At 71.8% G+C, this 22,283-nt stretch carries 19 protein-coding genes; 16 read left to right on the top strand and 3 right to left on the bottom strand.

The window, feature by feature from the left end:
* The first annotated feature begins 755 nt into the window (after positions 1-755).
* From BMX97_RS00220 to BMX97_RS00200, 5 genes are all read left to right on the top strand, one after another.
* Positions 756-1,268 (top strand): hypothetical protein, encoded by a 513-nt coding sequence (locus BMX97_RS00220; RefSeq protein WP_091744283.1) that lies wholly within the window; start codon positions 756-758, stop codon positions 1,266-1,268.
* Between the two features lie 189 nt (positions 1,269-1,457).
* On the top strand, positions 1,458-2,234 hold the full coding sequence (locus BMX97_RS00215; protein ID WP_091744280.1) for a sensor histidine kinase: 777 nt from the start codon (positions 1,458-1,460) through the stop codon (positions 2,232-2,234).
* 67 nt (positions 2,235-2,301) lie between these two features.
* Entirely contained in the window at positions 2,302-3,834 is a 1,533-nt protein-coding gene (locus BMX97_RS00210; protein ID WP_091744278.1) for an RAD55 family ATPase, read from the top strand.
* Between the two features lie 4 nt (positions 3,835-3,838).
* Positions 3,839-4,204 (top strand): response regulator, encoded by a 366-nt coding sequence (locus tag BMX97_RS00205; RefSeq protein WP_091744276.1) that lies wholly within the window; start codon positions 3,839-3,841, stop codon positions 4,202-4,204.
* Between the two features lie 55 nt (positions 4,205-4,259).
* Entirely contained in the window at positions 4,260-5,201 is a 942-nt protein-coding gene (locus BMX97_RS00200; RefSeq protein ID WP_177202071.1) for a bifunctional helix-turn-helix transcriptional regulator/GNAT family N-acetyltransferase, read from the top strand.
* Between the two features lie 115 nt (positions 5,202-5,316).
* On the opposite strand, the gene BMX97_RS00195 is transcribed toward BMX97_RS00200, so the two are convergent.
* Entirely contained in the window at positions 5,317-5,817 is a 501-nt protein-coding gene (locus BMX97_RS00195) for a CinA family protein (RefSeq protein ID WP_060849443.1), read from the bottom strand.
* The gene (locus BMX97_RS00190) at positions 5,814-7,037 is read right to left on the bottom strand and encodes a bifunctional 2-C-methyl-D-erythritol 4-phosphate cytidylyltransferase/2-C-methyl-D-erythritol 2,4-cyclodiphosphate synthase (RefSeq protein ID WP_244538199.1); all 1,224 of its coding nucleotides are present in this window, start codon (positions 7,035-7,037) and stop codon (positions 5,814-5,816) included. The genes BMX97_RS00195 and BMX97_RS00190 overlap by 4 nt, the downstream gene beginning before the upstream one ends.
* 519 nt (positions 7,038-7,556) lie before the next feature.
* Between BMX97_RS00190 and dusB the strand changes: the two genes are divergently transcribed.
* The 11 genes from dusB to BMX97_RS00135 all read left to right on the top strand — a co-directional run bounded on the left by dusB (position 7,557) and on the right by BMX97_RS00135 (position 20,593).
* Positions 7,557-8,579: a tRNA dihydrouridine synthase DusB gene (gene dusB / locus BMX97_RS00185; protein ID WP_244538198.1), complete on the top strand. Its 1,023-nt coding sequence runs from the start codon at positions 7,557-7,559 to the stop codon at positions 8,577-8,579.
* A gap of 46 nt (positions 8,580-8,625) precedes the next feature.
* Complete coding sequence (locus BMX97_RS00180; protein ID WP_091745038.1) at positions 8,626-9,729, top strand: two-component system sensor histidine kinase NtrB; 1,104 nt, start codon at positions 8,626-8,628, stop codon at positions 9,727-9,729.
* 5 nt (positions 9,730-9,734) lie between these two features.
* Positions 9,735-11,192, top strand: coding sequence for a nitrogen regulation protein NR(I) (gene ntrC / locus BMX97_RS00175; protein WP_091744272.1), 1,458 nt, complete (start codon positions 9,735-9,737; stop codon positions 11,190-11,192).
* A gap of 850 nt (positions 11,193-12,042) precedes the next feature.
* Positions 12,043-12,480: a Ros/MucR family transcriptional regulator gene (locus tag BMX97_RS00170; RefSeq protein ID WP_091744270.1), complete on the top strand. Its 438-nt coding sequence runs from the start codon at positions 12,043-12,045 to the stop codon at positions 12,478-12,480.
* A 186-nt stretch (positions 12,481-12,666) separates the two neighbouring features.
* Positions 12,667-14,991, top strand: a complete 2,325-nt coding sequence (locus BMX97_RS00165) for a sensor histidine kinase NtrY-like (protein WP_091744268.1) — start codon at positions 12,667-12,669, stop codon at positions 14,989-14,991.
* A gap of 123 nt (positions 14,992-15,114) precedes the next feature.
* Positions 15,115-16,485 carry a nitrogen assimilation response regulator NtrX gene (locus BMX97_RS00160; RefSeq protein WP_091744266.1) on the top strand — a complete coding sequence of 457 codons (1,371 nt, stop codon included), beginning with the start codon at positions 15,115-15,117 and terminating at the stop codon, positions 16,483-16,485.
* A gap of 360 nt (positions 16,486-16,845) precedes the next feature.
* A complete protein-coding gene (gene hfq, locus BMX97_RS00155; RefSeq protein ID WP_048429571.1) occupies positions 16,846-17,100 on the top strand; it encodes an RNA chaperone Hfq in 255 nt (84 codons plus the stop codon).
* Between the two features lie 220 nt (positions 17,101-17,320).
* On the top strand, positions 17,321-18,700 hold the full coding sequence (hflX, locus tag BMX97_RS00150) for a GTPase HflX (RefSeq protein WP_091744264.1): 1,380 nt from the start codon (positions 17,321-17,323) through the stop codon (positions 18,698-18,700).
* Positions 18,701-18,775: 75 nt separating this feature from the next.
* Entirely contained in the window at positions 18,776-19,003 is a 228-nt protein-coding gene (locus BMX97_RS00145) for a DUF4926 domain-containing protein (RefSeq protein ID WP_244538197.1), read from the top strand.
* A gap of 1 nt (position 19,004) precedes the next feature.
* On the top strand, positions 19,005-19,358 hold the full coding sequence (locus BMX97_RS34300; protein WP_348273107.1) for a DUF6883 domain-containing protein: 354 nt from the start codon (positions 19,005-19,007) through the stop codon (positions 19,356-19,358).
* 74 nt (positions 19,359-19,432) lie between these two features.
* Positions 19,433-20,593: an AAA family ATPase gene (locus tag BMX97_RS00135; RefSeq protein WP_091744257.1), complete on the top strand. Its 1,161-nt coding sequence runs from the start codon at positions 19,433-19,435 to the stop codon at positions 20,591-20,593.
* 37 nt (positions 20,594-20,630) lie between these two features.
* Here the strand turns inward: BMX97_RS00135 and BMX97_RS00130 are convergent, their stop codons facing one another.
* Positions 20,631-21,845 (bottom strand): MFS transporter, encoded by a 1,215-nt coding sequence (locus BMX97_RS00130; RefSeq protein WP_091744255.1) that lies wholly within the window; start codon positions 21,843-21,845, stop codon positions 20,631-20,633.
* Positions 21,846-22,283 lie beyond the last annotated feature (438 nt).

Here is a 22,283-nt window from a genome sequence, read left to right as displayed (position 1 = left end):
TTTTATTTATTATTGATTGAAGCGCGAGTACACTACGAAAGATATATTTTTTCGATTGCCCGCCTCATTTTGGCAGCGTTCCGTGTTCCGGGATAAGGCCAATACGGCCGCCGCCCTTTCGCATCAGGGGAGAACCGCCATCCGACGATCCGGGCAGCGGGTCTAATATTCCTGATTTCGGCGGGCGCGATGCTTCTTGGCACGACGACCTCATACCCGAATGGGTTCGCAGCCTTTCGGAAAAAATCGTGCGCTCCTGCAGCGGAGATTCCCGTTTTTTCACTGAGATAGTGACCCATGAGAACAATCTCTTGGTCCGGAATTCCAAAAAACACGGATATATACATATTCGCACAACGCCCACGAAGCTCACGAGCCCATTGAAACGTATGAGCATGATCGGGCACGATGGGGACACAGAAGACACCCAGCCCCCATCTCCGTGCCTGGACGCCTTCAAGCCGCTGCGCCGGATAGCCCTGCCGGTCCGGCTATCGGCGAGATGAACGAAGCGAGCCATTGTATTCCTCTGAAGCCTATTTTGCGCGAGGAGGAAATTTTTCCCGACTCTGACCTCTCCGAAGTACAAGGGTCTAATTTGTCGGCGGGCGCTATCGAGCGGCCTCCGTCTCGGTAGCACCGATTGTTTTCATAAGCATCCGCACTCTGCCACGGCTGGCGCGGCTCCCCCGCGGGAACGAGGATGGCACCCCGGCATTGAACCTGCGAGTTGCCGGGAGCCGGGAAGACACACCATGCGTCGCGACCTGATCGTCCTCACCCTCGCCGCCGCGGCCCTCACGGGCACGGGCGCCGCGGCGCAGCCGCTCGGCGGAGGCGGCCGGGCGGGCGTCGGGCAGCCGCATGTCGGGCCGCAGGGCGGCCGCGCCGCGATCTACGACGTGCGCGGGCGGCACGGGCGCATCGGGGCGCTGCGCGAGCGGGGCTTCGCGGGCAGGGGCCATGCCGGCCGGGGCTTCGCGGGTCGGCGGTTCGCCGCCTATGGCGGTACCACCTTCGCCGGCCCCCTCGGGCTCTACGGCGCCAACGGCGTGCTGGAGCCCGGCTTCGTCGCCGAGCCCTACTTCAAGCTGCCGCGGCCGAGCGAGCTCGTCCCGTCGGCCTGGGGCGAGGGGACCTACGGCATCCCGACCGTCGCCGGTATCCCGCCCCAGCCCAAGGCCGATCCGGTGCTCTACGTCATCAACGGCGGCGAGCGGCGGGTCGGGGGCGCGCGGGTGATCTCGGTCGACGCGCCGCGGCGCTGACCCGCGACCTTCTCTCGCAGGAACCGGAGCGGGAAGGACCCTTCGGGCATGCGGGCGGGCGCTCGCCTGCCCGGCCGCGATTTGTTATGCCGTGCGGGTGATGCCGACCTCGCCCCCCACGCCGCCGAACCGGACAGCCCGCCGGTTTCCCGGCCGGACGCCTCCCGTCGGGAGCGGGCGGCCGCGCGCATGAGCGGGGCGGAGCGAATCCTGGCCGAGACGGCGGAGGCCGACGGGGCCGACGCCCTGCGAAGGGAGGTCGGCGCCCTGCGCCGTGCCCTGTCCGAGCGCGACGCGTTCCTGGCCGGCATGGCGCACGAGCTGCGCAACCCGATGACCCCGATCCTCGGCCAGGTCGAGCGCCTGCGCGCCGCCGCCGAGCGCGACGCGCCGGAGGGCCGGGTGGCGCAGGGGCTGGCGCAGCTGCACTGGCTCGTCGAGCGCTACATCCGCCGGGCCACCACCCTCCTCGACGTGTCGCGGGCGCAGGCCGGGCAGCTCGCGCTGCTGGCCATACCCGTGCCGCTCGCCGAGGTGGTGGACGAGGTGGTGGAGAGCCTGCGGCCGATGGCGGCGCATGCCGGCAGCGCGATCGCGGTCGCGGTGCCGGACGACCTCGTGCTGTCCTGCGAGCGCCTCGCCCTCGACCAGATCCTCGACAACCTGATCACCAACGCGATCAAGTACGGCGACGGCGGCGCCATCGCAGTCGCGGCGGCGCGGGACGGCGCGGTGGCGCGGATCCGGGTGAGCGACCGCGGCGTCGGCATCCCGGAGGCCGACCAGGCCCGGATCTTCGAGCGGTTCGAGCGCGCGGTGGCCGATCCCGGCACGGCGCCGACCGGCTTCGGGGTCGGGCTGTGGCTGGTGCGCCGCCTCGCCGAGGCGATGGGCGGGGGCGTCGCGCTCGAGAGCGGCCCTGGCGAAGGCGCGACCTTCACGGTAACGCTTCCCCTGCACGGGTAGGCGATCCCGGCAGGGATCGACGATCCCGCGCGGGGTCGATGAATTCCACACGAGGCCGAGAGTGCGGATGACGGGGGCGGGACCGAGCATGGGGCAGGCCGGGGCCTATGGCGGGCTGGAGCGGGTTCCGACGGGAATCGCCGGCCTCGACGAGATCCTCGGCGGCGGGCTGTTTCGCGGCGGCGTCTACATCGTCCAGGGCACGCCCGGCTCGGGGAAAACCATCTTCGGCAACCAGGCCTGCTACACCCATGCGGGCGCGGCGCCCGCCTACGAGGATCCGGGCGCCCCGCCGGAGCACCGGGCGCTCTACGTCACGCTGCTGGCCGAGAGCCACGCGCGGATGCTCGGCCACATCGCGCCGCTCGGCTTCTTCCGGCCCTACCTGATCCCCGACCGGATCACGTATCTCAGCGCCTTCCGCACCCTGCAGGACGAGGGGCTGGCCGGCCTCCTGACCCTGCTGCGGCGGGAGACCGCCCACCGCGAGGCGAGCCTCGTCGTCCTCGACGGGCTGGTGGCGGCGGAGGAGACCGCCGCCTCGACCCTCGAGTTCAAGACCTTCATCCACGAATTGCAGACCCAGGCCGCCGCCACCGGCGCCACCGCGCTCCTGCTCACCAGCGCCTCGGCCGGGGCCGACCTGGTGGCGGCCGAGCACACGATGGTGGACGGGCTCATCGTCCTGTCGAGCCGCCTCGCCGGGTGGCGGGCCGAGCGCGAGATCGAGGTGCGCAAGTTCCGCGGCGGCGGCTTCCTGCGCGGGCGCCACGCCTTCCGCATCACCGACGACGGGGTCCGGGTGTTTCCCCGCATCGAGGCGCGCCTGCGGGTGCCGAGCCGGCGCGACCCTGTCGAGGGGCCGGCGCTGACCACCGGCCTGCCCCCCCTCGACGCGATGCTGGGCGGCGGCCTGCCGCACGCCTCCACCACCCTGGTCGGCGGTCCCGCCGGCATCGGCAAGACCACGCTCGGCCTGCAGTTCCTCGGCGCCGACCCGGAGGCGCCGGGCCTGCTCTGCGGCTTCTACGAGAGCGAGGCGGCGCTCCTCGCCAAGGCGCGGGCGCTCGCGCTGCCGGTCGCCGGCCTGATCGAGGGGGGCCGGGTCGGGGTGATGTGGCAGCCGGCCACCGAGGGGCTGATCGACGAGGTCTGCGACGATCTCCTGGGCGACATCCGGAACCGGGGGGTCCGGCGCGTGTTCATCGACGGTCTGGACGCGATGAGCCGGATCGCAGGGGATCAGGACCGGATCGTCCGCATCTTCGCCGCTCTCACGGCGGAGCTGAGGGCGCTGGGCGTGACGGCGATGTACACCCGAGAAACCGATCTGCGCGGCACCTTCGTCGATGCGCCCTCCGGCAGCGGCTCCCTGCGGCAGACCTCCAGCGTCGCCGAGAACGTCGTGCTGATGCGCTCCTGCGCCCTGCGCTCCGGCCGCCACCGCCTGATCGCCGTCGCCAAGGTCCGGGACGCCCGGATCGACCCCCGCCTGCGCGTCTTCGACATTCGCCCCGGCGGCCTGGCGATCGACGACGGCCCCGATCGCGCCGAGGCGATCCTGGCCGACCGGGACGCCCCGAGCCGCGGCGGGGAGTAGGCCCGTGGCGAGGGTGCTCATCGTCGACGACGAGTTCGGCATCGCCGAGTTGCTGGACGCGGTCCTGTCCGACGACGGCCACGCCGTGGCGACCGCCGCCAACGGGCGCCAGGGCCTCGCCCGCGTCGCCGCCGACCCGCCCGACCTGATCTTCCTCGACTTCATGATGCCGGTGATGGACGGGCCCGCGATGCTGGCCGCCCTCGCGGGCGACCCGGGCACGCGGGGCATCCCGGTCGTGCTGATGAGCTCGATGCCCGAGGAGACCGTGCGCGAGCGCGCCGGCGGCCACGCCGCCTTCCTGCGAAAACCCTTCCGGCTCAAGCAGGTGCGCGACCTCGTCGGGGCGCTGGCACCGCGCGACGAATAGTTGACTCAGTCAATCGATTGGACGATCCTGCCGGCCTGAGCGGAGGCGGGCGGCGATGCGGGACGAGGGTGGGGACGTCGACGAAGCGATGGTCGGGGCGGTGCGGGCCTTCGGCCGGTTCTACACCCGCCAGATCGGCCTCCTGGAGGAGGGGCTCCACCGCAGCGCCTTCTCGCTCACCGAGGCGCGGGTGCTCTACGAGCTCGCCCACCGCGACCGCCTGACCGCCTCGGTCCTCGGCCAGGATCTCGGCCTCGATGCGGGCTATCTCAGCCGCCTGCTCAAGCGCTTCGAGGACCAGGGCCTGGTGACCCGCCGGGCCGCGCCTGAGGACGGGCGGCGCCAGGTCCTGGCTCTCACCGAGGCCGGCCGGGCGGCCTACGCGCCGCTCGACGCGGCCTCGCGCGCCGAGGTGCGGGCCCTGCTCGCCCGGCTGCCCGCCGCCGACCGGGCGCTCCTCGTCGGCGCGATGGCGCGGGTGCGCGGCCTGCTCGGCGACCCGGCGTCGGATGCGCCGACGATCCTGCGCGACCTGCAGCCCGGCGATCTCGGCTGGATCGCCCACCGCCAGGGCCTGCTCTACGCCGCCGAGTACGGCTTCGACACGGGCTTCGAGGCCCTGGTGGCCGAGATCCTGGCCGGCTTCGTGCGCGACCTCGACCCGGCCCGGGCCGCGGCCTGGATCGCCGAGCGGGACGGCGCGGTGGTCGGCAGCGTCTTCCTGGTGCCCGCGGGCGGCGCCGAGGGGGTGGGCAAGCTGCGCCTGCTCTACGTCGAGCCCTCGGCCCGCGGCCAGGGCCTCGGCCGGCGCCTGACCGATTCCTGCATCGCGGGGGCCCGGGAGCGCGGCTACCGGCAGCTCACGCTCTGGACCAACGACGTGCTGACGAGCGCCCGGCGGATCTACGCGCAGGCGGGGTTCCGCCTGGTCGAGGCGGCGGCGCACCGCTCCTTCGGGCGGGACCTGGTGGGGGAGACCTGGATGCTGGACCTGTGAGGGCGTGCCCTCATACGAAATCCGATCGATTGCTTCGCAATGCGGATTTCGGCTTCGCTCAAGCGCCGCGCCGGCTGGTGATAGGGGATCCGGAAGCAATCTTCCGGATCCCATGTCACACCTTCTCCAGCGCCATCTCCAGGAAGCCGAGCGCGTCCTCGACGGCGCAGCGGCGGACCTCGGAGCGGCCGAGGTCGCCGTAGCGGCGCTCGATGTGCCGGGTCGCCCGGCCGGCGGCGACGAGGCCGAAATGGACGAGGCCGATGGGCTTGGCCGCCGTCGCGCCGGTGGGACCCGCGATGCCCGTGATGGCGAGCGCCACGTCGGCGCGGGAATGGGCCAGCGCCCCCTCGGCCATCGCGCGCGCCACCGGCTCGCTCACCGCGCCGTGGGCCGAGATCAGGTTGAAGTCGACGCCGAGGATCTCGGCCTTGGCCTCGTTGGAATAGGTGACGAAGCCGCGCTCCACCACCTGCGAGGAGCCCGCCACCTCGGTGAGCAGGGCGGCCACCAGGCCGCCGGTGCAGGATTCCGCGGTGACGAGGCGGGCCTGGCGCTCGCGATAGGCGGCGATCAGCACGCTCGCCCGGGTGATGAGGGCGGCATCGAACATCAGGCGCGCGCCTCCGGCAGCCGGATGGTGGCCGCCGCCTGGGCGGCGAGACCCTCGGCCCGGCCGACGAAGCCGAGCTTCTCCGTCGTCGTCGCCTTGATCGAGACCGCGGAGAGCGGCACGCCGGCGATCTCGGCGATCCGGGTGCGGATCGCGTCGCGATGGGCGCCGATCCGGGGCGCCTCGGCCAGCACCGTGATGTCGAGGTGATCGATGACGCCGCCGCGCTCGCTCACCCGCCGCACCGCGTCGGCGAGGAACTGGTCGGAGGAGGCGCCGCGCCAGCGCGGGTCGCTCGGCGGGAAGTGCACGCCGATGTCGCCGTCGGCGAGCGCGCCCAGGATCGCGTCGGTGAGCGCGTGCAGCACCACGTCGCCGTCCGAATGGGCGAGCACGCCGCGATCGGCCGGGATGCGCACGCCGCCGAGCCAGACATGGTCGCCCTCCGTGAAGGCGTGCACGTCGAAGCCGGTGCCGAGGCGGGTCAGGAGGGTCATGGCGGGGTCGCTCTCGGAGGGGGGCGAAAAGGCGCGGTCGGCCTCGACGAGGTCGGCGGCCTGGGTGATCTTGCGGTTGCGCAGGTCGCCGGGGAAGACCGCCACCGGCAGGCCGGCCCATTCGGCGAGCGCCCCGTCGTCGGTGAAGCCGTCGAGCCCCTCCGCCGCGGCGCGCGCGTGCGCCCCGGCGAGGAGCGCGAAGCGGAACGCCTGCGGGGTCTGCACCGCCCGCAGGGACTCGCGCTCGGGGGTCGCGCGCACCCGGCCGTCCGGCTCGACCACCTTGATGGTGTCGCTCACCGGCACGCCCGGCACGGCGGCGCCGTGGTCTTGCGCCGCCGCGATCGCCCGGTCGATCAGCGCGTCATCGACGAAGGGGCGGGCGGCGTCGTGCACCAGCACCAGTTCCGGCGCGGCCTCGCGCGCCAGCGCCGCGAGCCCGGCACGGACCGAGGCTTGCCGGGTGGCGCCGCCCTGCGTCGGCCGGGCGAGCTTGGCCTGCGCCGCCGGCGGCAGGTCGCCCAGGCACTCGTCGTAGAAGGCGGCGGCGTCGGCCGCGATCACCACCTGGATCCGGCCGATGCCCGGATGGGCGGCGAGCGCCGCCAGGGTCCGGGTCAGGACCGCCTGGCCGCCGACGCGGCGGTACTGCTTGGGCGTGTCGCCGCCGACGCGGATGCCGCGCCCCGCGGCGACGACCACTGCGGCGATCTGGGGAAGTGTCAAAGAGGTCGCTCCCGGGATTGCCCGCTCCTTAGCGACGGCGGTCCTTCGACGCAAATGCACTGGGGGAAGGGCGGTGCCGCGCGGGAAGGGGACACCTAACCGTCATCGGGCCGGATCGGGCTGCGGGCCCGCCGGCCCCGCGCCGCGGGGTTGCGTGGAGCGCATGCGGAACCGGAGACGGCGCGGCGCCCGGCCGACGGTTCGGCCCCGGGATGCTGCCCTGCACTGCAGCAAAGTCCGGGGTTCCGGCGCTTCCAATTCCACGCCATGCCCCGTTATTCTGGGCCGGGCGATCCGATCCGACGTGAGGGAAGGTTTCGCACGACGCCCGCCGGTCCCGCGAAGCCGCGGGAGGGACGACCCCGACGCAAATCGGACGCGAATCGCCGGCCGGAGAGCGAACGCGCTTGCGTCCGACCGGGTTTTGGCTATTTGCTGAGCACAATGACGACTGACCATTATTTGAGCGCCGAGGGGCCGGGGGCGGCCATGGGGGTGCGGCCGGCAGCGCTGCCACGGATGGCGGCGCACGATGCTGCGCCGCACGCGCAGGGCGCGCTGCTGGCGCCGCTCTCCGGCGTCACCGACCTGCACATGCGCCGCATCGCCCGCCGGCTCGGGGCCACCGCGACGGTGTCCGAGATGGTGGCGGCGGAGGATTTCGCCCGCGGCACCGAGGAGGCGCGCCTGCGGGCCGAGGGCGAGGGCGTGCTGCCGCACGTCGTCCAGCTCGCCGGCTGCGACCCGCGCTGGATGGCCGAGGGCGCGCGGCTGGCCGAGGCGAACGGCGCCGACGTGATCGACGTCAACATGGGCTGCCCGGCCAAGGCCGTGACCGGCGGCCAGGCCGGCTCGGCCCTGATGCGCGACCTCGACCATGCCGAGCGCCTGCTCGCCGCGGTGCGCGGCGCGGTCTCGGTGCCGGTCACCGTCAAGATGCGGCTCGGCTGGGACGATGCCACCCGCAACGCCCCCGACCTCGCCCGGCGGGCCGAACGGCTGGGCTACGCCGCCGTCACGGTGCACGGCCGCACCCGGCAGCAATTCTATACCGGCCGGGCCGACTGGGCGGCGATCCGGGCGGTGCGCGCGGCCGTGGCGATCCCGCTCGTCGCCAACGGCGACGTGGCGAGCCTCGCGGACGCGCAGGCCTGCCTGGCGGCGTCGGGCGCCGACGCCGTGATGATCGGCCGGGCGGCGGTCGGGCGGCCCTGGCTCGTCGCCGCCATCGCGGCGGGGCTCGCCGGCGAGGCGGTCGCGGAGCCGGATGCCGCCGCCAAGGCGGAGCTCGCCGCCGAGCATTACGACGGGCTCATCGCCCTCTACGGCGCCCGGATGGGCGTGCGCCACGCCCGCAAGCACCTCGCGGCCTATGCCGACCATGCCGGCGGGCTCGGGCCCGACGAGCGCACCCGGCTTCTCACCACCACCGACCCGGCGGAGGCCGCGCGGCTCCTGCGGCGCGCCTTCGAGGGCCGGTCCGCGCAGCCCGCCGCACGGCCCGAGCCCCGGGCCGCACGGTCCGAGACTCGGGCCGCATAGGATGAGCGATGCACCCCCTGCCGCCCGCACCCGGAAGGCCTCGCTCATGAGCGACCCGACGAGCGAGATGATCATCAACGCCCTGCCGCTGCCCGTCCTGACCATCGGTCCGGACGAGCGGATCCTCCAGGTCAACATGGCGGCGGAGCACTTCTTCGACTATTCGCGCCGGATGATGCAGCGCCAGCGCCTGCGCGACATCATCCCGTTCTCCTCGCCGATCATCGCGCTCGTCGACGAGGTGCGCCGGCGCCGCGCCAGCGTCAGCGAGTACCGGGTCGAGCTGGCCTCGCCGCGCACCGGCGTCGAGCGCAGCGTCGACGTGTTCGCGACCCATCTCGACGACGACCTCGTGGTGCTGATGCTCCAGGAGCGCACCATCGCCGACAAGATGAACCGCCAGCTCACCCACCGGGGCGCCGCCCGCTCGATGGTGGCGCTCGGCGCGATGCTGGCCCACGAGATCAAGAACCCGCTCGCCGGCATCCGCGGCGCCGCCCAGCTCCTCGAGCAGTCGGCCGCCGAGGACGACCGCCTCCTGACCCGGCTGATCTGCGACGAATCCGACCGGATCGTGCGCATCGTCGAGCGGATGGAGCTCTTTGGCGACGAGCGCCCGGTCGAGCGCGGGCCGGTCAACGTCCACGGCGTCCTCGACCAGGTGAAGCGCTCGGCCCAGTCGGGATTCGCCCGCCACATCCGCTTCGTCGAGACCTACGACCCCTCGCTGCCGCCGGTGCTCGGCAACCGCGACCAGCTGGTCCAGGTCATCCTCAACCTCGTCAAGAACGCCGCCGAGGCGATCGGCGCCGACGCGGTCGACGGCGAGATCGTCCTCTCCACCGCCTTCCGCACGGGGCTTCGCCTCCAGGTGCCGGGCTCGCGCGAGCGGGTGAGCCTGCCGATCGAGGTGGCGGTGCGCGACAACGGCCCGGGCGTCACGGCCGAATTGCTGCCGGACCTGTTCGATCCCTTCGTGACCACCAAGGCGCAGGGCTCGGGCCTCGGCCTCGCCCTGGTCGCCAAGATCGTCGGCGACCACGGCGGCATCGTCGAGTGCGATCCCGCCCCGCGCCGCACCGCCTTCCGCGTCCTCCTGCCGATGTCGCATGCCCGCGACGGGCGCGAATCCTCCGCCGAGACCGAGTGAGCGCCATGCCGAACGGACACATCATCGTGGCGGACGACGACGCCGCCATCCGCACCGTGCTCAACCAGGCCCTGTCGCGCGCCGGCTACGAGGTCCGCTCGACCGGCAACGCCGCCACCCTGTGGCGCTGGGTGGCGCAGGGCGAGGGCGACCTCGTCATCACCGACGTGGTGATGCCCGACGAGAACGCCTTCGACCTGCTGCCGCGGATCAAGCGGGTGCGGCCGGACCTGCCGATCATCGTGATGAGCGCGCAGAACACCTTCATGACGGCGATCCGCGCCTCCGAGCGCGGCGCCTACGAGTACCTGCCAAAACCCTTCGACCTGAAGGAGCTGACCGCGATCGTCGGCCGCGCCCTGTCGCGCCCGCGCGGCGCCGCGTCCCCGGGGGCTCCCCCTGAGAACGAGGACATCCCGCTCGTCGGCCGCTCGCCGGCGATGCAGGAGATCTACCGCTCGCTCGCGCGCCTGATGCCGACCGACCTCACGGTGATGATCACGGGCGAATCCGGCACCGGCAAGGAGCTGGTGGCGCGCGCGCTCCACGATTACGGCCGGCGCCGCTCGGGCCCGTTCGTGCCGGTCAACATGGCGGCGATCCCCCGCGACCTGATCGAATCCGAATTGTTCGGCCACGAGAAGGGGGCGTTCACGGGCGCCACCGCCCGGTCCGCCGGCCGCTTCGAGCAGGCCGAGGGCGGCACGCTCTTCCTCGACGAGATCGGCGACATGCCGATGGAGGCCCAGACCCGGCTGCTGCGCGTGCTCCAGCAGGGCGAGTACACCACCGTCGGCGGCCGGGTGCCGATCAAGACCAACGTCCGCATCATCGCGGCGACCAACAAGGACCTCCGGGTCTCGATCCAGCAGGGGATCTTTCGCGAGGACCTGTTCTTCCGCCTCAACGTGGTGCCCTTGCGCCTGCCGGCCCTGCGCGAGCGCTCCGAGGACGTGCCGGACCTCGTGCGCCACTTCTTCGTGCTGGTCGAGCGCGAGGGCCTGACGCGCAAGCAGCTCGACGGCGACGCCATGGAGAAGCTCAAGCGCTACCGCTGGCCCGGCAACGTGCGCGAGCTCGAGAACCTGGTGCGGCGCCTCGCGGCGCTCTACCCGCAGGAGACGATCACCGGCCCGGTGATCGAGGCCGAGCTCGACACCCTGCCGCTCGCCGCGCCCGCCCAGGGCGGGGCGGGGCGCAAGGGCAACGGGGAGGCGGAAGGCCTCTCGGCGGCGGTGGAGCGGCACCTGTCGGAGTATTTCTCCAACTACCGGGACACGCTGCCGCCGCCCGGCCTCTACCACCGGGTCCTGCGCGAGATCGAGGGCCCGCTGATCGGCGCGGCGCTCGCGGCGACCCGCGGCAACCAGATCCGCGCCGCCGAGCTGCTGGGGGTGAACCGCAACACCCTGCGCAAGAAGGTCCGCGACCTCGACCTGCAGGTGTTCCGCACCCCGCGCTGACGGCGGCCGGGCGAGGCCGGATGTGGAACCGGGGGGAAACCCGCCCGGTCCGGCGCGGCATTCCGACGCAACTTCTTGGTCCCCGACGATGAGGGGGGTACCAAAGAACAAGAGGCAGGACAATCCGGCAAGGCCGGATCGTCACGGCGCCGGTTCGAGGGTACTGCCCCTCGTATCGGCTCGTCCGAGTACAGGCGCGCCCGCCCGCATAGTTCGGACGAAGTCTTCCCGCCGGGCCAGCACCCCGCGTTTCCGATGCGTCAGGGCGGGTTCTGGACAATGAAAGACCGTCCATACCCGACATATTGATCAGTCGATCCGGCTGGCCGCGCGCGGCTGACGTCTCGTTAGATCTAGAGAATGCCGTACCGGACCGTGATCGGAGGCGGCCGCGGGCGAAATCGCAGCGGGACGACACGATGTCGAGCGATCAGCCGCGGTCGCCGTGGCCGACCCGGCGGCGCCTGGATTGGGACTCTGCGCGGGGTTTGGACAGTCGGCGAACTATTGTTTTGTAGTTTTTACCAATTGTTAAGTGACGCCCCGGCGCCGCTCCGGCGGCGTCCGCCCCCCTGCGGGAAGCCCGGACCGGGCCGGCCGACCGACCGCGGGCGGCATGTCAAGCCATTGCCTCGAAAGAGATTTTCCTCTTCGACGCGGTGGCGCGCGCAAGCCTCCGCGGCGGCCGGCAGCGGCGTCCCGCGGCGACGCACCGCCCGGCGCCCGCCGCTACGGAAAAAGACGGTCAAAGCAGAACGATCCTTTATGGTGACCGAGACAGCTTGCAGTTGACGCAGACCGGCGTAACATCCATCACCTCGGACAGGGGGCGGCATTTCTAGAGGACCACATGAGTACACATGACCACGGCGAAGAGCCCCAGATGATCGGCTTGGTGTCCGATATTGTGTCGGCTTACGTGTCGAACAACAGCGTGCCGGTGAGCGAGCTGGCGAGCCTGATCCGCAGCGTCCACGAGGCGGTCGCCCGTCTCGGCGCGGCCGCCCCGGCGGAGCCCGAGCGGCTGACCCCGCCGGTGCCGATCAAGAAGACCGTCTCGCCCGACTACCTGATCAGCCTCGAGGACGGGCGCCGGTACCGGACGCTGAAGCGCCACCTGGCCGGCCGCGGGCTCACCCCCGAGCAGTACCGCCAGAAGTGGGGCCTGCCGCCGGACTACCCGATGGTCGCCGCCAATTACGCCGCCCAGCGCTCCGAACTCGCCAAGAGCATCGGGCTGGGCCAGAAGCCGGTCGTCCGTCGTCCGCGCTCGACCCAGGCCGCCTGACGACGCGCAGGCCGGTCCCGGTCCCGCAGCGGGCCTGATCCCCGAGGACCGATCCCGAGGATCGATCCCATACGGGCCGATCCGGTGGCTCGACCCCGCGCGGACCCGACGCCGCCGGCGGCCCTGATGACCGCCGCGGCGGCATCCGTATTAATTTCGCCACACTGTAGTGGCCTTGCACCACGGATGCTGTTCACACGACGCCCCCGGGCTCCGGCGCCCCCTTCCGGCCCGGCCGGCCACCTCGCCGGACCGCTCCCGCCCGGATCGGTTCCGGACGCCGCGCCGCGGGGTCCGGGCTGGTTCGGGGCGCTGGCGGTCAGCGTCGCCCTGGCGCTGGCGCTCGCCACCTTCCTGATCCTGGTCGGCGCCACCGCGATCGCGCCGACCCACACCGTGGTGGTGGCGCTGCTGCTCAGCAACGTCGCCCTGGTGCTGCTGCTCGTCGTGGTCATCGCCTGGGAGGCGCGGGTCTTCCTGCGGGCCCGGCGCACCAACGCGGCGGCGGCCCGGCTCCACACCCGCATCGTCGGCCTGTTCAGCCTGATCGCGACCCTGCCGACGGTGCTGCTCGCCGTGGTGGCGTCGATCACGCTGGAGCGCGGCCTGTCGCCCTGGTTCTCCGACCGGATGCGCAACGTCGTGCTGATGTCGGTCGACGTGGCCGACGCCTACCTGACCAACCAGTGCCAGAGCCTCGCCCGCGAGGCGCGGATCCTCTCCGACGACCTCACCCGGGCGCGCCCCGCCTTCGACGTCGAGCGGGCCTGGTTCGAGAGCTTCATGACGGCGCGCGCCGCCTCGCTCGGCCTGCCGATCGCCCGGATCATGCGCTCGCCGACCGAGACCGTGGCCCGGGCCAACATCGACATCCTGAAGGACCCGCCGCTGCCCTCGGCCAGCGACTTCGAGGAGGCGGCGAAATCCCCCGACGCCACCTGCCTGCTGCCGCGGGAGGGGCGGGTCTTCGGCACGCTGATGAAGCTGCCGGCCTACGACGACGCCTTCCTGCTGGTCGAGCGCGAGGTGACGCGGCTCGCCGTCGAGTTCCCGGGCGTGTCGCGGGCCGCCGCGACCGAGTTCCTGACCATCGATGCCGGGCGGCGCAGCGTGCAGATCGCCTTCGCGACGATGTTCGCGCTGATCGCGCTGATCGCGCTCCTGTCGGCGGTGTGGTTCGGGCTCAACTTCGCCAACCGCTTCGTGACGCCGATCCGCCGGCTGATCAACGCCGCCGACCAGGTCGCGTCGGGCAACTACTACGCCCAGGTGCCGTTCCGGAAGACCGAGGGCGACCTCCAGCACCTCGGCGAGAGCTTCAACAAGATGACCCAGGAGCTCAGCCGCCAGCGCGCCACGCTGATCGAGCAGAGCGAGCAGATCGACAGCCGCCGCCGCTTCACCGAGGCGGTGCTGGCCGGGGTGCCGGCCGGCGTCATCGGCGTCGACGGGCGGGGCGTCATCACCATCGCCAACCCGTCGGTCGAGCGGATGCTGGGGCGCTCCGTTGCCGACCTCGTCGGCGAGCCCCTCGAGGCGGTGATCCCCGAGCTCGGCGGCCTGCCGGGGGATTCCCGCGCCCGCCCGACCCAGCAGCAGATCCAGATCGCCCGCAACGGCCGCGAGCGCACCATCGACGTGCGCACCACGAGCGAGCAGTCGCAGGACGGCGACCGCGGCTACGTCGTCACCCTGGACGACATCACCGACCTCGTCACCGCCCAGCGCACCTCGGCCTGGGCCGACGTCGCCCGCCGCATCGCCCACGAGATCAAGAACCCGCTGACCCCGATCCAGCTCTCGGCCGAGCGCATCCGGCGCAAGTACGGGAAGGTGATCACCGCCGACAAGGAGATCTTCGAGCAGTGCGTCGCCACGATCGTGCGCCAGGTCGACGACATCAAGCGGATGGTGGACGAGTTCTCGTCCTTCGCCCGGATGCCCAAGCCCGCCATCGCCCGCAACGACCTGACCGAGATCGTCAAGCAGAACCTGTTCATGATGCGGGTGGCCCATCCCGACGTGGCCTTCACGCTGCAGGAGGGCGAGGCCCGGGTCAGCGCCGCCTTCGACACCCGGCTCCTGTCGCAGGCGATCACCAACATCCTCAAGAACGCCGTCGAGGCGGTGCAGGCGGTGCCCGAGGACGTGCGGGGCGAGAGCCTGGTCGCGGTGCGCCTCTACGAGGAGGGCGAGGCCGCGGTGATCGAGATCACCGATACCGGCAAGGGATTCCCGCAGGAAGGGCGCCAGCGGCTGCTCGAACCCTATATGACCACCCGCGAGGGGGGCACGGGCCTCGGATTGGCGATCGTGAGCAAGGTCTTGGAAGAGCACGGCGGCGGCATCGAGCTGAACGACAACCCGCGCGGGCGCGGCGGGCAGGTGCGGATGCGCGTCCTGCGGGAGATGCGCCGCGACGCGCCGGCGGAGGCCGGCCCGGCCCGGCCGGCGAGGTCCCCGGAGCCGGCACCGGGCTCCCCGGCGACCTCGCCGGAGCCCGCCGCGTGACGCCCCCGGCCCGCCGCCGGGAGCGCCGGACCTCACGAACGCCCATCCGACAGCCCAATTCGACACAGCACCGGGTGCGGGGCCTCAGGCCCGCCGCCCGCGTCGCGGGGAGGCCTTGAAGCCATGAGCGCCGACATTCTGATCGTCGATGACGAGGCCGACATCCGCGAGCTCGTCGCCGGCATCCTCGACGACGAGGGCCACCGCACCCGCACCGCCGGCTCCTCCGACGAGGCGCTGGCGGCGATCGAGGCGCGCCGCCCGCACCTCGTCTTCCTCGACATCTGGCTCCAGGGCTCGCGCCTCGACGGGCTCCAGGTGCTCGACGTGATCAAGGCCCAGGCCCCGGACCTGCCGGTGGTGATGATCTCGGGCCACGGCAACATCGAGACCGCCGTCTCGGCGATCAAGGCGGGCGCCTACGACTTCATCGAGAAGCCGTTCAAGGCCGACCGGCTGATCCTGGTCGCCGAGCGGGCGCTCGAGGCCTCGCGCCTCAAGCGCGAGGTGCGCGACCTCAAGGCGCGCTCCGGCCAGGCGAGCCGCATCGTCGGCGCCTCGGTGGCGGCCAACCAGCTGCGCCAGACCGTCGAGCGCGTCGCGCCCACCAACGCCCGGGTGATGATCGCGGGCGCGCCGGGCTCCGGCAAGGAGCTCTCGGCCCGCACCATCCACGCCGCCTCGTCGCGGGCCAACGGCCCCTTCGTGGTGATCAACGCCGCCACGATCACCCCCGAGACGATGGAGGCCGAGCTGTTCGGCGTCGAGGCGGCCGACGGCAAGCCGCGGCGGGTGGGCGCGCTCGAGGAGGCCCATGGCGGCAGCCTCTACATCGACGAGGTCGCGGACATGCCGCGCGAGACCCAGAACCGCATCCTGCGGGTCCTCGTCGACCAGAACTTCCAGCGCGTCGGCGGCACCACCCGGGTCCATGTCGACGTGCGGATCATCTCGTCCTCGTCCCGCGATCTCGCGGAGGAGATCGCCGGCGGGCGCTTCCGCGAGGACCTGTTCCACCGCCTCAGCGTCGTGCCGATCCGGGTGCCCTCGCTCGCCGAGCGGCGCGAGGACGTGCCCGAGCTGATCACGTTCTTCATGGAGCAGATCTCGGGCGCCACCGGCCTGCCGCAACGGCGCATCGCCGCCGACGCCATGGCGGTGCTGCAGTCGCACGACTGGCCCGGCAACGTCCGCCAGCTGCGCAACAACGTCGAGCGGCTGATGATCCTCACCCAAGGGGATCCCGAGACCGAGGTGACGACCGAGATGCTGCCGAGCGAGGTCGGCGCGCTGGTGCCGACCACCCCGAGCGGGGCGGGCGGCGAGAAGCTGATGAGCCTGGCGCTGCGCGAGGCGCGCGAGATCTTCGAGCGCGAGTACCTGGTGGCGCAGATCGCGCGGTTCTCCGGCAACATCTCCCGCACCGCCGAGTTCATCGGCATGGAGCGCTCGGCCCTGCACCGGAAGCTCAAGTCGCTCGGCATCGGCGCCTGAGGGCGCGGGCCGGGGCCGCCCTTGCCCCGGCTCCGCTTTTGTCGGTGCCAAGTTTTCTCGGTGCCAAGGTTTCTCGGTGCCAAGTTTTCTCGGTGCCGACAATTTCCCGGTGCCAGACCCCGGGCTTTCTGCTAGGCGGGCCTGTGGCCGGGACGCGACAGGATCGCGCGCAAGGCCGGATACGGCGGTTCGGCGGCCCGGGGAGCTTTCCCTGCGGCCAGTCTGCACTTGCGCCCGGGCGAGCTTCACCGTGATAATGGGGCGGCCGGTTCCCGGGGCGGCGCGCCGCGCCTCCCGCAGCACAACAACACGGACCGACCCGTCAACAGGGACTGGCAGCGGGTTCAAAGGACAAGAAGAATGGCGGGCGAACGCGCTCAGAATCTGCAGGACACCTTCCTCAACCACGTTCGCAAGAACAAGATTCCGCTGACGATCTTTCTGGTCAACGGCGTGAAGTTGCAGGGTGTCGTGACCTGGTTCGACAACTTCTGCGTGCTGCTGCGGCGCGACGGGCACTCGCAGCTCGTCTACAAGCACGCGATCTCGACCATCATGCCGGGCCATCCGGTGCAGCTGTTCGAGCAGGGCGAGGAGGGGGCCGAGAAGGCCTGATCCCGCCGCCGGCTCGCGGCCAGCACCCCGCGCGGCCGGGCCTCGCCGGCCCGCCGCCGCGCCTCCGTGCCGCCCGAGCGGCACGCCGACTTCATCCAGGCCGCCGCGTGCGGCCTGTTTTTCGTCGGGCGCACCCCTGCCGCCGCTTGATTCCGGCCCCGCTCCATCCAACCTCTGTCCGATGGACTCCCGGCCTTTTTCGGGAGCAGCCGGAGACACGATGGAACCGCGGACACCGGGCGAGATCCGCCTGCAACGCCAGGCCGAGCCGGAAGCCGCGATCGCGGCCGAGACCCGCACGCTGGTGATCGGCCCCTACCAGACCCGGCGCGACGCCGGAGCCGAACCCCGGGCGCCGCTCGCCCGCCTCGACGAGGCGGTGGGCCTGGCCGCCGCGATCGAGCTCGACGTCGCCGACCGGCTCCTCGTCACCGTGCAGCAGATCCGGCCCTCGACCTTCCTGGGGAAGGGCCGCGTCGAGGAGATCGCCGGGCGGATCGAGGCCGACGGCATCCGCCTCGTGGTGATGGATTGCGCGCTCTCGCCGGTGCAGCAGCGCAACCTGGAAAAGGCCTGGGGCGTCAAGGTCATCGACCGGACCGGCCTGATCCTGGAGATCTTCGGGCGGCGCGCCTCGACCCGCGAGGGCACGCTGCAGGTCGAGCACGCGCACCTCGCCTACCAGCGCAGCCGGCTGGTGCGGTCCTGGACCCACCTCGAGCGCCAGCGCGGCGGCTTCGGCTTCCTCGGCGGCCCGGGCGAGACCCAGATCGAGGCCGACCGGCGGATGATCCAGGAGCGGATGACCCGGATCGAGCGCGAGCTCGAGACCGTCACCCGCACCCGCGGCCTGCACCGCCGCTCCCGGCGCCGGGTGCCGTACCCGATCGTCGCGCTCGTCGGCTACACCAATGCCGGCAAGTCGACCCTGTTCAACCGCCTGACCCGGGCCGAGGTGCTGGCCGAGGACATGCTGTTCGCCACCCTCGACCCGACGGCGCGCGCCATCAAGCTGCCGCACGGCGAGACCGCGATCCTGTCGGACACCGTCGGCTTCATCTCCGATCTGCCCACCATGCTGATCGCCGCCTTCCGGGCGACGCTGGAGGACGTGATCGAGGCCGACATCCTGCTCCACGTCCGCGACATCGCCCACGAGGACGCGGAGGCTCAAGGCGCCGACGTCGCCCAGGTGCTGACCGAGCTCGGCATCGAGCCGAACACCGACCGGGTGATCGAGGTCTGGAACAAGGCCGACCTCCTCGACGCGCCCGAGCGCGAGCGCCTGCTCAACCTGAGCCGGTCGAACGGGGGGCAGAGCGCGGGACCGGTGCTGCTCTCGGCGCTCACCGGCGAGGGCATCGACCGCCTGATGGCCCGGATCGAGGCCCGCATCGCCGAGGCGCGCACGAGCTTCGCGGTGATCCTGGAGCCGGCGCAGGGCGCCGAGCTGCACTGGCTCTACGAGAACGCCGAGGTCCTCGACCGGCGCGAGGACGGCGAGGGGGCGACCCACCTCGTGGTGCGGATCGCCCCCGAGAAGGAGCCGCGCTTCCTCAACCGGTTCGGCGGGGCGCGGCGGTTGCGGGGGGGCGGGTAGGCTGCGTTCGCCGATGCTTGCGGAATCCCTTGCGACGGGTAACCTCACGACATGACAGCGGATACGGTCTATTTGATGCGGCGCAGCGAGCCGCAGTCGAGGTTCCAGGACCTCGACGACGTCAGGATCAATGTCGCCATCGTCACGGATGACGGCGATCGGATCGCGGCGGGCTCCGAGGGCACGGTCGTCGGCGTCTGGCGCGGTGGCGCAGCCTACGAGGTCGAGTTTGCGCAGCCTCCCGGCGCCTTGGCGACGATCGATTCGGACGATCTAACGCTTGTCGCCCGACCCACGATCTGATGTGCCACGACCTGATTTGACGGATCAACCATCGGAGTGGCTGATCGAGCCGCGCAAAATCAGCCATTACCTCTTGAATGAGACGCATCAGGCCGGTGGGCCGAAAGCCCGCTACTTCATCCGTTTCGGGTTTTCTCCGGCAGACCCCAATCGGCTTGCCTTCGCTCTTTTGGAACATCCAACCAAAGGCGACCTCGTACGTGACGAGACTTCGAGTGCCGGTGACCGCAAGCTGATCTTCGAGGGACCGATCCAATCGCCAGACGGTCGCGCTCCACGCGTGAGAACCGTCTGGTCGGTCCGACCGGACGGACACGCCCGGTTCGTCACGGCCGTCCCACTCACGCGGGGTTGAGCTGGGACCGATCCACGAGATGAGAAGGCCTTCGACGCACCTCCCGTCGAGGTGCCCGGGCAGGAAATGTCCTGATGCCGATCCACCGCCTCGCCATCTCCGGCTACCGCTCCCTGCGCGACATCGTGCTCGGCCTCGACCGGCTGACCGTGGTGACGGGGGCCAATGGCAGCGGCAAGTCGAGCCTCTACCGCGCGTTGCGCCTCCTCGCCGAGGTGGCGCAGGGGCGGGCGATCCCGTCGCTCGCCCGCGAAGGGGGCTTTGCCTCGGCGCTCTGGGCCGGACCGGAAACCTTCGGGCGCCGGGTCCTCGACGGCTCGCAGCGGGTCGAAGGCACGGTGCGGCGCCGTCCGGTCGAGCTGAAGCTCGGCTTCTCCGACGACGAGGTCGGCTACGCCATCGCGCTCGGCCTGCCGCCGCCGTCCTTTGCCGGCACGTTCTTCTCCCACGATCCCGAGATCAAGGCCGAGAGCGTCTGGACCGGGCCGATCGTCGGGCGGGCCAACGTCTTCGCCGAGCGGAAGGGACCACTGGTGCGCCTGCGCGACGGCATCGGCGCCTGGACCGAGGCCCTGCACGACCTTCCCGCCTTCGACAGCCTGATGACCCACGGCGCCGATCCCCGCGACGCCCTCGACGTGCTGCGCTTGCGCGAGCGGATGCGGGCCTGGCGCTTCTACGACCATTTCCGCACCGACCGCGACGCGCCGGCCCGCCGGCCGCAGATCGGCACCCGCACGCCGGTGCTGGCCGGCGACGGCGCCGACGTCGCGGCGGCGGTCCGGACCATTTTGGAGATCGGCGACCGCGACGCCCTCGACGCGACCATCACCGAAGCCTTTCCGGGGGCGGAGCTGTCGGTGGCGAGCGGCGAGGACCACTTCACCCTCGAATTCCGACAGCACGGGCTGCTGCGCCCGTTGCGCGGCGCGGAGTTCTCCGACGGGACGCTGCGCTACATCCTGCTCGCCGCGGCGCTCCTGTCGCCGCGCCCGCCCGAGCTGATGGTGCTGAACGAGCCCGAGACCAGCCTGCACGCCGACCTCCTGGCGCCGCTGGCCGCGCTGATCGCGCGGGCCTCGCACGCCACGCAGATCCTGGTGGTGTCGCACGCCGCCGCCCTGGTGGCGGCCCTGGAGCGCGAGGGCGCGGCCCGCATCACCCTGGAGAAGCGCCTCGGCGAAACCCTCGCGCCCGACCACGACCCGCCGTCCTGGACCTGGCCCAAACGATAGTCCCGGCCCAAGCGGTAGGCCCGGTCCATGGCGCGGGTCACGCCGCCGCGAACCGGCGACCGCGCAGATGCGCCGCGAGCCGGCGCCGGACGAGGCAGAAGGCGGCCGAGACGGCGAGGCAGTAGAGGCCCAACCCGACGACGATCCCGGAGAACGGCACGCCGGCATCGATCAGCAGCCCCGACAGGAAGGGGCCGAGCGCCGTGCCCAGCACCATGATCGCCACGATGGCGCCGCGGATCGCCCCGAGATGGCGGGTGCCGTAGACCTCCGGCCAGAGCGCGCCGAACAGGGTGAGCGAGATCCCGTCGGTGACGCCGTAGAGCAGCATGAAGGCGAAGGCGGACCACGGCGCGGAGACCCCGCCGAGGACCAGGCAGGCGAGACCGAACGGCACCAGGTAGACGGGCAGCAGCGCGAGGGCCGAGAACCGGTCGACCAGGCGGCCGGCGGCGAGCAGGCACAGGAAGGTCGCCACCGCGTAGGGCGGGAAGGCGGCGGCCAGCACCTCCGGCGACCAGCCGCGGCTCTCGGCGAGATGCGCCTGATGGAAGAAGATCGTGTTGCTGATGAAGGAGGGCGGCAGCATCGCGGCGAGCAACCCGTAGAGGTAGGGGTCGGCGAGGGCCTGCGCCCGCGTCGCGCCCTCGCTCGGCCCGGCGCGCTCCGCCGCCGCGGGCACCCGCTCGCGCCGCACGAGATGGCGGGCGAGCGGCAGGGCGACGACGAGGAGCACGGCGATCCCGAACCAGGCGCCGCGCCAGCCGATTGCCGCCGCGGCGGCCACGAGGGCGAGGGGCAGGCAGGCCTGGCCGGCATTGAGCCCGGTGGCGGCGAGCGACACCGCCCGGCCGCGCTCGGCCGAGAACCAGCGCCCGAGCAGCGTATAGGCGGTCTGCAGCATCAGCCCCTGGCCGGCGAGGCGGAGCAGGAACAGGGCGGCGGCGAGGCCGGGGAGGTTCGGCGCGAGCGCGAGGAGCGCGGCGCCGGCGGCGAGCAGGCCGGCGGCGAGGCTCACCACCCGGGGCGCCGGCCAGCGGTCGATGAGCCCGCCGAGCCCCGCCAGCGCCAATGCGGCCGCCAGGGTGACGCCGGCATAGAGCGCCCCGAACGCTCCGTCCGACAGCCCGAACTCCCGCCGGATCGCCCCGCCCGACAGCGCGACCACGAAGGTCTGGCCGAAGCAGCCGCAGAACAGGAGCAGGAACCCGGCCGCGAGCCAGCGCAGGTTGGCCGTGAGGAAGGAGAGCATGGAGGTGGGGTAGCGGTGGGATGGACCGACCGCAACGACGATCTCCTCAAGGCGGAAAGATCGTGCGATCCTGGTGGCCTACAGAATCGGCACCCTTCATTTTCGCTGCTCCGAGGCCTGTCGGACGGAGTCCACCGAATCCCCCATCCATGACCTCATCCTGAGGTGCTGGCGATCGGAGATCGCTGAGCCTTGAAGGAGGGCTCCAGCCATCACCGAGGCTTCTGGAGACCTCCTTCGAGGTCAGTCGATCTTTGATCGACTGACACCTCAGAGACTGTTTGAGTATGATATTTTAAATCAAGACTTGAGAGATTCACGATTACCCTACCCTCTCACCTCATCCTGAGGTGCGACCGAAGGGAGCCTCGAAGGAGGGCTCCAGAAATCGCCGAGATCCCTGGAGCCCTCCTTCGAGGTCAGTCGATCTTTGATCGA

This window comes from Methylobacterium sp. ap11 (genome assembly GCF_900110515.1).
GTDB classification, from domain to species: domain Bacteria; phylum Pseudomonadota; class Alphaproteobacteria; order Rhizobiales; family Beijerinckiaceae; genus Methylobacterium; species Methylobacterium ajmalii.
The sequence above is the reverse complement of the archived record's forward strand: the minus strand, read 5'-3'. Positions and strand labels throughout refer to the sequence as shown.